The sequence below is a fragment of the Microbulbifer regidiadema (SeqCode) genome, from assembly GCF_052466995.1.
Genome location: NZ_CP174297.1, coordinates 3,435,286 through 3,449,222 on the forward strand (window position 1 = coordinate 3,435,286; position 13,937 = coordinate 3,449,222).

The 13,937-nt window shown below is 53.8% G+C and carries 10 protein-coding genes; 1 reads left to right on the plus strand and 9 read right to left on the minus strand.

The features are described 5' to 3' along the window. Positions 1–3: 3 nt before the first annotated feature. From ACJJIK_RS15060 to ACJJIK_RS15075, 4 genes are all read right to left on the minus strand, one after another. Positions 4–363, minus strand: coding sequence for a hypothetical protein (locus tag ACJJIK_RS15060; RefSeq protein WP_444943215.1), 360 nt, complete (start codon positions 361–363; stop codon positions 4–6). 8 nt (positions 364–371) lie between these two features. Continuing rightward, positions 372–1,991 carry a Na+/H+ antiporter gene (locus tag ACJJIK_RS15065; RefSeq protein WP_444943216.1) on the minus strand — a complete coding sequence of 540 codons (1,620 nt, stop codon included), beginning with the start codon at positions 1,989–1,991 and terminating at the stop codon, positions 372–374. 145 nt (positions 1,992–2,136) lie between these two features. Then, the gene (locus ACJJIK_RS15070; RefSeq protein WP_444945071.1) at positions 2,137–2,901 is read right to left on the minus strand and encodes a class II aldolase/adducin family protein; all 765 of its coding nucleotides are present in this window, start codon (positions 2,899–2,901) and stop codon (positions 2,137–2,139) included. A gap of 294 nt (positions 2,902–3,195) precedes the next feature. Then, a complete protein-coding gene (locus tag ACJJIK_RS15075; protein WP_444929097.1) occupies positions 3,196–4,212 on the minus strand; it encodes a zinc-binding alcohol dehydrogenase family protein in 1,017 nt (338 codons plus the stop codon). Positions 4,213–6,115: 1,903 nt separating this feature from the next. Between ACJJIK_RS15075 and ACJJIK_RS15080 the strand changes: the two genes are divergently transcribed. Next, positions 6,116–7,351 carry a hypothetical protein gene (locus ACJJIK_RS15080; RefSeq protein ID WP_444943217.1) on the plus strand — a complete coding sequence of 412 codons (1,236 nt, stop codon included), beginning with the start codon at positions 6,116–6,118 and terminating at the stop codon, positions 7,349–7,351. Positions 7,352–7,801: 450 nt separating this feature from the next. On the opposite strand, the gene glmS is transcribed toward ACJJIK_RS15080, so the two are convergent. From glmS to pdhA, 5 genes are all read right to left on the minus strand, one after another. Further along, positions 7,802–9,631 (minus strand): glutamine--fructose-6-phosphate transaminase (isomerizing), encoded by a 1,830-nt coding sequence (gene glmS / locus ACJJIK_RS15085; RefSeq protein ID WP_444929099.1) that lies wholly within the window; start codon positions 9,629–9,631, stop codon positions 7,802–7,804. A gap of 2 nt (positions 9,632–9,633) precedes the next feature. Beyond that, positions 9,634–10,458 (minus strand): DeoR/GlpR family DNA-binding transcription regulator, encoded by an 825-nt coding sequence (locus ACJJIK_RS15090; RefSeq protein WP_444932361.1) that lies wholly within the window; start codon positions 10,456–10,458, stop codon positions 9,634–9,636. Positions 10,459–10,565: 107 nt separating this feature from the next. Beyond that, complete coding sequence (locus tag ACJJIK_RS15095) at positions 10,566–11,774, minus strand: dihydrolipoamide acetyltransferase family protein (protein WP_444943218.1); 1,209 nt, start codon at positions 11,772–11,774, stop codon at positions 10,566–10,568. Then, positions 11,771–12,766, minus strand: coding sequence for an alpha-ketoacid dehydrogenase subunit beta (locus tag ACJJIK_RS15100; RefSeq protein ID WP_444943219.1), 996 nt, complete (start codon positions 12,764–12,766; stop codon positions 11,771–11,773). The genes ACJJIK_RS15095 and ACJJIK_RS15100 overlap by 4 nt, the downstream gene beginning before the upstream one ends. Beyond that, a complete protein-coding gene (gene pdhA, locus ACJJIK_RS15105) occupies positions 12,766–13,857 on the minus strand; it encodes a pyruvate dehydrogenase (acetyl-transferring) E1 component subunit alpha (protein WP_444929102.1) in 1,092 nt (363 codons plus the stop codon). Before pdhA ends, ACJJIK_RS15100 begins: the two co-directional genes overlap by 1 nt. Positions 13,858–13,937 lie beyond the last annotated feature (80 nt).

Below are 13,937 nucleotides of genomic sequence, written 5' to 3' on the forward strand. Positions count from 1 at the left end.
CCGCTAGCGGCTGGGGGTGCTGTCATTCAACACAACGATGGCAGCCCTGCCCGCGCTCAAGCACTCACTGATATGTCCCCGCCCCTGTAAATCCCTGGCCAATAGAATATCGCCGGCAGTAAAAATTCGCTGTTCTCCAGAGCCACTCGTCACTGCCACCTCGCCCTCCAGATAGAGAATAAACTGCGCCTGCGGGGCGCAGTGCCAATCGAAACGCTGGCCCCGGGAGAACTCACGGAACAGTAATTGCTTGGCCGGGTAGGGCAGGGAGTAATAGCCCAGTGGCTGCGCCTGTGAGCTGATAAGGTTTCTGCAGCGAAAAGCAGACTGCCCCCGCTCTGAATACAGTTCTACAAATTCCATCTAAAGCGCTATTCCCGGGTAATTAAACTCGCCTCAATCAGATCGACCTCAAGCACCAGTTTGCGGTGCAGCTCATCATCGATTTTTCTGCTGATGCGCAACTCGAACAGCTGCTCGCGTTCGGCGGAGAGGGCGGCGAGGTGGTAGTGGCGCTCAACCCTTGAGCGCATCCAGATAATATCCTCGCTGTCATCTTCCCCTAACGCCGTTCGCCGCCGATATATCGCCAAGAGATGATCCACCGCCTCAAAGGCGAGATCGCGATCTTTTTCACCCCGCTCTATCTCCTCGCGCATATTGACCAGCTGATTCACTGCCGCCTTGGCAGCGGATATACGCGCCACTTTTTCATCGCCAATAGCAGCGAAATGTGGCGTCTGCGGTAAGCGGCGCAAAAGCATAGGCAGAGCAAAACTGGCCAGCAGCAGTGATAACAAAATAACCCCGATGGCAATAATCAGGGCCAAATCGCGACCGGGTAGGGGATTGCCATCGGCTAAAAGCAGCGGTAGGGAAAAAGCACCCGCCAGGGTGATCGCACCCCTGACGCCGGCAATGGTCACGATACTAACCAGTAAAAAGTGTGCAGCAAAAGATTCTATTTTTCGGCCAAAGTCGGCGAGATACAGCGAGACCCACACCCAAATAAAACGCAGAAAAAGCAGGACAATAAATATTGCCAAAACGTAAAAAATAATGGTCCACTCACCCGTATGGCGCACACCGGAAACGTCGGCTGTGGTAATTCGAACCAGCTGCTCTCCCAATAAAACGAAAATAATACCGTCCAATACAGCCTGCACCGTTTTCCACACCGCGCGGCGATCCATTCGCGTGGTGGACATTTCCATTCCGCGCAAGGTGGTGTAGTGAGTGGCAATCCCGGCACTGGCAGCGGCCAAAATACCCGACACCTGCAAATTATCCGCAGCAATATAGGCGGCAAAGGGCACCAGCAGGCTCACCAGAACCTGTACCGTCGCATCCTCGCCCCCCATCCTGACAAGCCAGCGCAAGGTATATCCACAGGCAAATGCCACTCCCGCACCAATCCCCACACCGCCGGCGGCAACCCAGAAAAAACCGCTCAGTGCATGGGGGAGCGAAAAGGTCCCGGTGAGGGCGGCAACCACCGCAAAGCGGAAAATATCCAGGCCCGAGGCATCATTAAACAGGGATTCGCCGGCAAGAATATGCTCCAAACGCGCAGGCATAGCGCTACCGCCGTGTACTACGGATACCGCCACGGGATCGGTCGGCGCCAAAATCGCAGCCACGGCAAAAGCTACCGCCAGTGGCATTATCGGCACTAACCAGGCGATAAAGTAACCCATACCCACAACGGTAAAAAGCACCAGGCCAATAGCCAGGGTGGCAATAACACCGATATCCCGAAATAGGGCGCCCTTGGGTATTCGCCAGCCGGCAATAAATAACAGCGGCGGGACAAACAGCAGGAAAAATACTTCCGGCTCCAGGGAGATTTCTACCCCGAAGCAACTTCCCAGCAGGGTGCCCGCAGCAATTTGCAGTAGGGGCAGAGGAATAGGCAAGGGCGACAGGCGGGCAATCACCAGGGTAATGGCCACCGCTAATAACAGCACCAGCGCTAGAACCAGGTAGTGCATTAGTCACTAATATTCCCACTCACCTCTTATCGGCACAGACCCCTGTGCAGTAGTAACTGCTGTTCAGTCAATATCCGGCCGTTTAAGCGAGTACAGAAACAGGGTAGAGAGGCGGCTTTTTACGGGACGTAAATTTTCAGGCCCCTTACGCAAACATATCCGGCTGCTCCGCACAGATAACCTGATAGAGAGACTGAAAGCTAAACAATCCTGCCAGCTCAGTGCCCACAACTGCGCGGGTGCGTATCGCCACCTCGGGATCAATCAGTATAGGTTGTCCCGCCGCCTCCGCCAGTAATTGCGCCCGGCAGCACTTTTCCATAGTGATATACCACCAGGCGGCCTCATCCACAGATTTGCCGACGGTAAGTAAACCGTGGTTCTGAAGAATAAGGGCCTTGTGCGGTCCCAACGCCCTGGCCAGGGCCTCGCCTTCTCCCATTTCCAATACCACCCCGGAAAAAGTATCCAGTAAACCGTGGTCCCGGTAAAAAGCACAGGCATCCTGAGTAATAGGGTCTAAAAGGCGTCCGAGGCTAGACCAGCTTTTTCCATAGATCGAATGGGCGTGGGCAGCGGCGACAATATCCGGGCGGGTTTTATGGATATGGGAGTGAATCGTGAACGCGGCCCCATTCAGGTAACCGCTGCCCTCAACCACCTCACCTTGATGGTTAACCAGCAATAGCTGCGACAGGGTTATCTGTTTAAACGAGACTCCCATGGGGTTAACCCAAAAATAATCGTCGTACTCCGGATCGCGAACGCTAATATGGCCGGCAACGCCCTCATCGAAGCCATATTTGCCAAACAGACGCAAAGCCGCTGTGAGTTTTTTCTTGCGCTCTTCACGCACCTGTTCCGGCGGCTGGGTGGGCTGATCCAATAACATATGGATGTCGCCATTCATAACAGCAGTATCGATACCGGTTTTTTTTCTATTTTTTGCTATCGCAACCATCGAGCACCCCTATTAATCCCTAAGAAATGTCAGGGTATGGTTATAGCACGAGTTTTATTTATTGTGCGACAGGAAAAAAAGTAATAAAAATTTAATTTTTGATTCTTAGAGAAATATAAAAAATGACTTTTATGTCTATTTTTTATATTTATTTGTACAGGGCAGAAGTCAAATAAAAATATAGAAAATTTATCTTCTATCCAGCCACACTGAGCGGTGGCTGGATAGATAAAAATTGCTTTTTCAATAACCTTCCAAAACAACCTTTCCTTTAGCGGACTGGGATTCGATAAGCTGATGGGCTTTACGCAGGTTATCCGCATTAATCTTGCCAAAATGCTGCCCCATTGTGGTTTTAATTAATCCCTGATCGATTAATTCTGCCAGCTCATTTAACAGGACATGTTGGGCAATCATATCCTCGGTAGTAAACAGGGAGCGGGTAAACATAAATTCCCAGTGCAGGGATATACTCTTGTGTTTCAGTGCCATCACATCGAGGGAATCGGGGTCATCAATCAAGCCAAATTTCCCCTGGGGTTTAATACTTTTAATGATTTCCGCCAAGTGCTCTTCGGTATTGGTTAGGCTAACCACATAGTCGACGCTATCGATGCCCGCACGGCTCAACTGTTCACTGAGCGACTGTTGATGATTGATCACATAGTGACTCCCGAGCGCCTCAAGCCAACTTTGCGTCTCGGGTCGCGAGGCAGTGCCGATTACGGTCAGATTGGTCAGGCGCCGAGCCAACTGGACCATAATGGAGCCCACACCACCGGCGGCACCAATAATCAGCAGTGACTTGTTGTTTGCGCCTTTACCCACCTCCACTTGCAGGCGATCGAACAGCATTTCCCAGGCGGTAATCGCGGTGAGGGGCAGGGCTGCCGCCTCGGCATTGTCGATCGTCTTCGGGGCCCGGCCGACAATGCGCTCATCCACCAACTGATACTGGGCATTACTGCCGGGGCGGGAGATATCTCCCGCATACCAGACCCGGTCACCGACTTCGAAGTAAGTCACCTCCGAACCCACGGCCTTCACGATGCCAACCGCATCCCAGCCCAATACCTTCCACTGACCCGCATCGGGGCTGGCCCGCTTTCTGACTTTGGTGTCCACAGGGTTCACGGAAACGGCCTGCACCTCCACCAACAGGTCCCGAGCGGAGGCTTGGGGCACAGGTAGCGTTATATCCTGTAGCGCCGCTTGATCGGTGCTTGGCAGGGACTGTTGATAACCGACCGCTTTCATCATCAGCTTGATCCTTTTTCATTGGGATAACAGAGATTGGGGGTATCCTAAGCAGGATTATCCACAAGAAAAACCGCCTTCTCACAGAAGCTGTTTCAATTATTTTTTTAAATTCCAATTGCTGTCGATAACTCTATACACAGTTATCCACAAATCGAGGTGGTGGCACCGGTGAGTCGCCCTCTGTGGAAAACTCAGGAGATTATTCACTGACAAGCGCCTTGATCTTGCTCCAGCAGCCTGAAGGCAGAATCTTATACACAGACAAGATTTCCTAGTAATCAGCCCACTGCTGGCACTATTCAAGCCGCAGACAGACAAGGCTAAAAACTCCAGTCTCAGTTTTTCGGTCCTGGGGATAAATCCCGCAATCCCTATTCACCTTATCCACATAAAGCCTTGTTGCCCGGCGTCGCGGGCGCAAGGGGTCGAGCGCGGCCCACTTATCCAATCCACTGCCGCCCCCCTTCCAACCGTCTAGCGATAGAGATCAGTATTTGCCCTGTGGCCCCGCCTTTTTCTCTCCACTAAGTTATCCACAATCTGTAGGAGTGCGCTGGGGCCGATATACCCCCGGTGGTCAACTTCTCTGTTTCGTACCAAGCGGGATCGAGCAATGGGCGGGGAAGGTTCATTATAAGCAAGAGGACAGCAATCCGCTCTCAGCCAAATAACTTCGGGAAGCTCCCTAGTACTCAACTGGCGGGGTAAGCCCGGCAGTAAGACGGCGGGCGCCTGAATATACCTAAAGGGCAGCCCTTTCAGCTGGATCACTATTTGAAGCTAGTGGAGTAGAGTGGTCAATATTTAGCCAGCAAAAAACGCGACTGTATTGCCGAAAAACCCACCCTGTCCTCCAGCGGCTTGGCGTCTTACCCAACTACAGGCTCTATAGCAATAAGTGACTGGGACTGGCTATGTATAATACCCAGTGCGGATCATAATAAATCAGCTGCTGTGCCGCATTGGCATTCTCCTAGCACCAGTCACTGGATCCGACCGTGCAATATCAATAAAAGAAATCCACTATCGATACCTGCTTAATTTACAGCGCGTTAAACGCAGCTGCATATAGCCAGTGTAAGCCGAGAGTAAAATCGTATAACTGATTGGTTTTACTGAAGCATATTTCATACATATGACAAACAAACCTTTCCTCTCCGGGCTTATACACATTTTCTTTTCAATATTTATTTCTTTAAAGCTTTTTAAAAGTAAATAAATTTCGAAAATAAGAAGCAAACAAACTGACACCCTCAATGAAAAGATAAAATATTAACCGAGCAAATCTTTCCAAGACTTTGAGACTGTGATAAATATTGTTATAAGAATTATCCTGAGGAGCATGAAAATATATACACCTTGAATCCGGCCGCATATAAACAGGCCAAACAGAAATTAACTTCGCTAAAAATGGCAAGTTAATATTTTTTATAGAATTTAATCTAATCCTTTAAAAGAGTTCAGATTTATGCAAGGTCAAACTTATAGAGGTCAGGCACAGACAAAATAAATATATTTACAGAAAAACTTATAAAACTGGCTCAACAATGATCAAAGGACTGATCTGCATATGTTATTTCCTCCGCTCTTATCAAATCAGAGCCACGAGAGTAAAACTATCACTATGGATAGCTCCGGCTAACCTTCAGGCTGCTATTCAGCGTACACAGTAACAGTTTGGTAGGGCCCGGACTGGGGGCACCGCAGAGTATCAATATTTTTTATTGCCGCAGTACTGGGCAATACCAACTCTACTCTGATCTGGCCACCCTAAGCTAGGTAAAACGCGATATTTTTACCGGAAAAAATTGGATAATTCATCAAGAGCCTGACAGGCTTAAAAGCATCAAACAAACAATTACACTAAAAAACTATTAAAATCCAAAAACGTAAAGGACTAACAATGTCAGATTATTTAAAAATTATTGAAAATGGAGAACTCCCCAATATTAATCGCAATGTTTGGGTACCCAGTTCGGGCTTTGATGCGTGGAAAGAAATAAAGAAAGGACACCAATCAAATTACTACATGTGCAAGTTAACGCGAGCGCTCTATGACATAGCAATAAAACCTGGCCCCCGTAGTTTTTCGAACCCCAAAACGCTAACACTCAATGGTGCCCAAATCCACTATTCTATTCTGGAATGCGGAGATGTCGTAGTAGACAGACTTATAGAGGGCAACTTTCCCACTCCAGAGGAAAAGCAAGATACTGGTCTGTATTATGTATACTATGACCAGATAAGTGATTCATTTAAAACCTCAAACTCACCAAAGGAACAACTGCCTTACAATCACCAATGGGATAAAGCCCATTACGTGGCGGTCAGCGGTAAGTTTAAAAATAAAGAAGAGGCCGGCTGGGAATTAATCGAACATATTCGTAAAGCTTATGAGAGCTCAGTACAAAGATACCTAAGAAACCAGCTCTCTGACGAAAGTCACTACGCCCTATTCTGGCAAGACGGTAGATATTATGACTCGAAAAATGCACAATCACTTGCGGCATGGATTGCGCATGGACAAGGTCATTGTATGCCAATCAATTGGCTAGTACACGGCGAGGGAACGGGTACTTTTGTAAAGGCGCTGGAGCTTCTAATCAAGCAGCCAGGTATTCATCCATTTAAGGGTGATAATGGTAAACTCGCAAACCAGAATACAATGGCAAGACAGCAGGTCTTTTTCTCCAACCCACGGGGACCTAATGGGGGAAGTGGAATCACTGAAAAAAAACTGAAGAAGCTCTGTGAGCAAGCTGGTATACATATGTCAGGTATAAATATTAATCCACTCGATGTTTTTCATAACCGCGATGCCCGAATGAAAGGACTCAATACAGTGGCAAATATAACAGCAGGAACTGCTACTATAGGAGGCCTAGCAGGCCTAGAGAGCGAAGTAGGTTTTGCCAAGGTTAAACGCGCTTTAGAAATGACTCAGGACCTTGCTACAGCAGTATATACTAGGGACGCTTCTCATTTATCACTACATTCAGTGGCGGGTGTTACTGCAGCCTGCATAACAGGATTTGCCTGTGCTAAAAAAACTTACACCATTTTTCGTAATGCAATAGGTACAGCGTGTCCTACTAAGAAAAATGGCGATAATAGATACTGGGCAGAGAAAAAATCTTAGTAAGGGACTTCTCTATTTAAGCTACCCAAATTGCCGACTGTGACAGGATTAGATTCCAATTATTTAAGCGGACACATCCAACGCTCGGAGGCTTTCCGTATACCGCAGTAAAAAGCTTCAGCAAGTTATTCTCACTGGCTGAAACCGCCCTTGGTTAACTTGCAGAGCTACCGGTATACGGACTCCAACGCATTCGTCGTCATAGCGGATAGGCTGAAAGAGTTGGCCATGCGATTAAGTTTGCTTTATTTAGGAGGCGAGCTTATTCAAGGGCTACTAAAAAGGGGGAGACTCAGGGAGTCCACTGACACCCTCGGTGTAATGTCTGCAGAAATAAAACCCTCTATACATCCAAAGTATCCAAGCTACACCTATTTTATTCGGCATAGCTCAGATAACTGTGAAAGTGGGGGACTTTATTGTCAGCCTAACCCCGACAGGGTGGCACCATTACTCAACCGTTACCGATTTGGCCAGATTTCTCGGCTGGTCCACATCCGTGCCCTTGAGCACTGCCACATGGTAGCTCAGCAGCTGTAGCGGCACGGTGTAGAGAATCGGCGCCAGGCTCTCGGGGGAGTCCGGTACTTCCACCACGGTCACGCCCTCTTCACTGGTAAACCCGGCTTTGGGGCTGGCAAAAACAAACAGCTGGCCGCCGCGCGCGCGCACTTCCTGTAAATTGGATTTGAGTTTTTCCAGCAGCTCATCATTGGGGGCCACCACCACCACCGGCATATCGCCGTCGACCAGGGCCAGGGGCCCGTGTTTTAACTCCCCGGCGGGGTAGGCCTCGGCATGGATATAGGAGATTTCCTTCAGCTTTAAGGCGCCTTCAAGGGCAATGGGAAACTCGACACCGCGACCGAGAAAGAGCGCGTGTTTTTTCTCGGCAAAGGCCTCACCGGTATATTTAACAATTTTATCCAGGCCGGTGAAGCTCTCCATCAACTGGGGCAGCTGGTGCAGAGCGCTGACTAACTCGGCCTCGCGCTCCGCCGGCAGGCCGTTGGCCTTGGCCAGCGCGATACAGAACAGCTGTAAAGCCACCAGTTGAGTCGTAAAGGCCTTGGTCGAGGCCACCCCAATTTCCGGGCCCGCCTCGGTCATCAGCGATAATTCGGACTCCCGTACCAGTGAGCTGTTGGGTACATTGCAGATGGCCATAGAGGCCAGGTAGCCCAGGCCTTTACCCTGGCGCAAGGCGGCGAGGGTATCCGCCGTTTCCCCAGACTGGGAAATACTCACAAACAGAGTTCCCGGCCGCACCACCGTCTTGCGATAGCGCAGTTCGCTGGCCACTTCTACCGAACAGGGAATACCGGCCCAGTCCTCCAACCAGTAGCGCGCCACCATCCCCGCGTGATAGCTGGTACCGCAGGCCACTATCTGCACCTGCTGCACCTTGGGCAGAATTTCCTGAGCGCGGGCACCGAGTGCCTGGGTCAACACCGAGTGCTCGTCGATACGACCCGCCAGGGTGGCCGCAACTACCTGGGGCTGCTCGAAAATCTCTTTCTGCATATAGTGGCGATAGTGCCCTTTATTACTGGCTTCGTGGCCACCGGTCAATTTGTGCACCGGGCGGCTGACCTCTTTGCCCAGTTTGTCCCGCACTGCGATACCGCTGCGGCGCACTTCCGCCACGTCGCCCTCTTCAAGGAAAATAAAGCGGTCGGTCACCTGGCGCAGGGCCATTGGGTCTGAGGCGATAAAGTTTTCTTCGATCCCCACCCCCAGTACCAGGGGACTGCCGGAACGGGCGCAGGCCAGAACATCCGGCTCATCGCGGCTGACAACCGCCAGGGCGTAGGCGCCCTCCAGTATCTGGGTAGCTTCGGTCACCGAATCGATCAGGTTGCGGCCCTCGATACTCAGAGAGTGAATCAGGTGTACCACCACTTCGGTATCGGTCTCTGACTGGAACTCGTAACCCTTGTCCTGTAGCTCTGCGCGCAGTTCCTGGTGATTCTCGATAATGCCGTTATGCACCAGGGCAATATGGCCGGATAGGTGGGGATGGGCGTTTTCATTCGATGGCACACCGTGGGTTGCCCAGCGGGTATGGGCTATCCCTATATGGCCCTCGGCACTCTCCTCTCTTAATTTAGCTTCGAGGTCCGCGACCTTGCCCAGGCTCTTGCGCAGTTGTAGCTGGCCACTGCCATCACTCAGGCAGACACCGGCGGAGTCATAACCGCGATACTCCAAACGGCGCAGCCCCTCCAGAAGAATACCCATCACATTGCGCTGTGCCAGCGCGCCCACAATTCCGCACATAATTATTTCCTCATTAACCCGGAAAACTCGCCACCCATTACCCGTTCGGGCGGGGAGTTTCTGCCCCTATCTACCGGGGCACAGAGCAGCTGAATGCCCAGCTGCTCCAATTTTTGACCTACAGAGTCCTCCAGACCATCGTCTGTGACCAGGGTATCGACCTGCTCCCAGGACAATTCCAAATTGGGAATCCGCTTCCCCACTTTACTGGACTCCGCCAGCACAACGACCTCTCGCGCCACTTCCGCCATAACACGGGACAGGCCTATCTGCTCATTAAAAGTACAGGTGCCGCGCTGCAAGTCGATGCCATCGGCACCGATAAAAGCGCGATCGAAGTCGTAGCCCCTCAGTACCTGTTCCGCCACCTGCCCCTGGAAGGCCTCGAAATGCGGGTCCCAGGTGCCGCCAGTCATCAGCAAGGTCGGTTCGTTTTCCAGCTCCCGCAGCGCATTGGCCACATGCAGTGAGTTAGTCATCACAACCAGCCCGCGCTTGCTTTCAAGCTGCGGAATCATCGCCGCAGTGGTGCGCCCATAGTCGATCACAATCCGGTGGTGATCCGGTATCAGGGCTGCGGCGGCGCGGCCGATGGCCCGCTTGATTTCGGAGGGGCCCTCCTCGCTGACCAGCTCCCTCGGCACTGGGATAGCCCCGCCGTGACGGCGCAGCAGCAAGCCGTGGTTTTCCATCGCAGTCAGATCCTTTCGAATCGTGACCTCCGAGGTACCGAACTGCCGCGCTAATTGCTCGACACTGGCCTCACCCACTTCATTCAACAAGTGGAGGATGCCGTGGCGACGCTGCTGGGTGTTGCGCTTGGACATAAGCATAAAAGTTTCGTTTCGAAACTTAAAGATAGCAAAACGAAACTATAATTCCCACAGTTTTATCGCCAGCGGGTCGGCTAGTGGCAGAGTGTGGGCAGAAATAGCTATAGCGATAGGGTTTTCAACATCACCTGGAGAAAGCGCGCCAGCTCGCCACCGGTAACGGCGCGGTGATCGGCACTGATGGAGAGGGGCAACAGGGGGCGCATCGCCGGCCAGCGATTGACCACCACCACCCCCTGGCCCACCCGCCCGGCACCGACAATGGCGACAGTGGGTGGCATAACCACTGGGGTGGCGTAGCGACCGGCAATAGAGCCAAAGTTGGACAGGAGTATGCTCGCCCCCTGTAAATCCCGCTGGGCAATGCCGGTCTCGTGGGCCTGGTTTTTGAAGTCCGCTACCTGCTGGAGCAGCTCCCCGTCGGAGCGCTCGGCCACCTCTCGAAGTACCGGTACAAACAGCCCTCTGGGCGAGTCCACGGCCAGGCCAATATTGATACTGCCCTGCGGCAGCAGCTGATTATCCCGATACCAGGCATTGAGTGTGGGCTCTGCGGTACAGGCCTCCTGTACCGCGCGGATCAAGCGCAGCAGCGCCGGGGCACTGCCCCACCAGTTGGAAATATCCGCGTCGTCACACAGGGTTATCTGTTGCACTTCATCCCGCGCGCGACTCATGGACAGCCCCATGGCCCGCCGCGCCGGCGACATAATCTCGGGGTCGGATTCGACGGCAGTCGTTTGCACAGTCGGGGTAGGAGGGGGCGATGGGCGGCGGCTCTTTGCCGGGGCTTGTGCTTTGGCCCCCGATCCCGCCGCAGCGCGCACCTGGGCTGCTGTCACCGGGGCAGCAGCGGATAGTGAGTGCAAATCGACGCCCAAACGCCGGGCCAGGGCCCGCACCCTCGGGGTTGCCGGGCGCTTCGGGCCCGCCTCGGGCCCCCGCTCAACCCCCAATACAGCCTGCCCCTGTTCCAATTTTCCCACCACCGTGCCGCTGTCGGCCCGCGCATCCCCTTGATCTGCTTCTTCCGTTTTAACAGTGGCTGTGGAGGGGCTTTCAAGCACCACTTCCCCCTCGGCGACAAATCCTACCAGCGGCTCGCCGACATTCACGGTTTCATCCACCGCTGCAAACAGTTTTTCAATCGTGCCGCCCCAGGGAGCCGGTACATCCACCAGGGCCTTGGCAGTTTCAACCGTCACCAGGGTATCGTGGATGGCGATCGTCTCTCCCTCACTGATATGCCACTCCCGCACCACCGCATCGGGCAGACCTTCGCCGAGGTCCGGCAGGGTAAAAATCTTCATTGTGCCCCTCCGCTGGCATAATCCAATACCTCCCGCACGGCGGCCAAAATCTGCGCCACTCCCGGCAGATACTCGTGCTCCAATTGGTAGTAGGGCATCACCGTATCGAAGCCGGTCACCCGCTGTACCGGTGCCTGCAACAGGTCGAAGGCATATTCATTGATCTGCGCGACCAGCTCAGCGCCCACACCACAGAATCTGGCCGCCTCGTGTATCACAACACAGCGCCCGGTTTTCTCCAGGGAGTCGATCACCGTGTGGATATCCAGAGGCTTCAGGGTGGCCGGGTCTATGACCTCGGCCTCTATGCCTTCCCCCGCCAACTGCTCTGCGGCTTGCAGGGTCTCTTTGAGACAGGCGCCCCAGGCGATCAGTGTGATATCGCGGCCCTCGCGCAGTACAAAGGCGCGATCCAGCGGCAGCGCTTCGCCGGTATCGGGCACCTCCTGGCGCACCGCCCGGTAGATGCGCTTGGGCTCTAGAAAGATCACCGGGTCCGGGTCGCGAATTGCCGCCAGCAGTAAACCGTAGGCGCGGGCCGGGGAGGAGGGCACTACCAGGCGCAGGCCCGGAATATGCGCGAACAGGGCCTCGGTGCTCTCGGAGTGATGCTCCGGTGCATGAATACCACCACCGTAGGGGGCGCGGTAGACCGCCGGGCAGGAGAGGCGGCCGCGCGTGCGATTGCGAAAGCGCGAGGCGTGGCTGAGAATCTGATCGAGACCGGGATAGATAAACCCCATAAATTGAAATTCAGCCACCGGTCGCAATCCCTGTACCGCCATGCCCACCGCCATACCGGCAATCATGGTCTCGGCTAGGGGGGTATCCAGTACCCGGTCGCGGCCGAACTTGGCTTGCAGCCCCTCGGTCGCGCGAAATACGCCACCATTGAGGCCCACATCTTCACCAAAAACGACCACCCTGGGGTCCGCTTGCATCTCGTAAGCCAAGGCCTGGGCAATCGCCTCTACCAGAGTGATCTCCGCCATCAGCTGTCCCCCTGCAACTGTTGATACTGCTCCAGAAATGCCTCCGGCAGCTTTGCGTAGAGGTGATCGAATATTGCCGTGGCGGAATCCCTGGGGGTTTCCCGGTAGGTCTGCACCGCCCTGTCCACTTGCCGGGTCAGCGCCCGCTGCAACTCTTGCTCCCGCGTATCATCCCAGGCCCCGCCGTTTTCTAGATAGGCGCGCAGGCGCCGCAAGGGCTCCTTTGCCCAGGCTTCATTGAGGTTGTTTTTCGGTTGATAGCGGCTGGCATCATCGGCGGTGGTGTGGTCGCACAGGCGATAGCTGATCGCTTCGATCAGTGCCGGGCCGGCCCCGCTGCGCGCCTGCGCCAGCGCATCTCCCACCGCTTCGCGCACGGCAATGACATCGTTGCCGTCCACCTGCAAGCCGGGTATACCGGCGGCGATGGCCTTCTGCGCCAGGGTTTTGCAGGCGGTTTGCTCTTCGCGCGGCAGGGAGATGGCCCACTGATTGTTGTTGATCACGATCACCAGGGGCAGCTTCCAATCGCCGGCCAAATTGATCGCCTCGTAGAAGTCGCCCCGCGAAGTGGAGCCGTCGCCCCCGGTCGACACAGCGACACGCAGGGGTTCGCCAAGGTGTTCGTGCTTGTATTTCAGGGCGAAGGCAATACCGGCACCGTGTAGCATCTGCGTGGCAATAGGCACGCTCAGAGGCAAATCTTGGCGGGCGTGGCGAAAGTTCTGCCCGCGCTCATCGCCCCCCCAGATCGCGTAGATTTCCTCAATCGCAACACCGCGCCCCAGCAGGGCGCCGCTCTCCCGGTAATTGGGGCAATAGACATCCTCTGCGGCCATCGCTGCGGCGAGGCCAACGCCTATCGCCTCCTGGCCGAGACTGGAGGGGTAGGTGCCAAGCTGGCCGGTGCGCTGCATTTTGACCGCGCGATCATCCACCATACGAGTCAGGGTCATCTGGCGGTAGAAGTCGATCAGGGTATCGGCAGTGGCGAAGTCCGGTAGGGCTTGGGTCGTCTGTCCGCGCTCGTCCAGATATTGCAGTGAGGCAATATCAAAACTGGCAAGCAGTTTTAATCTAGGCTTATGCATCGGGCCATTCCTTTTATTCCCGAAGCGCAAGTTTAATCGAAAGGGCGGCTATCAACAGTGGGAAGGCCCGCCGGAATTAT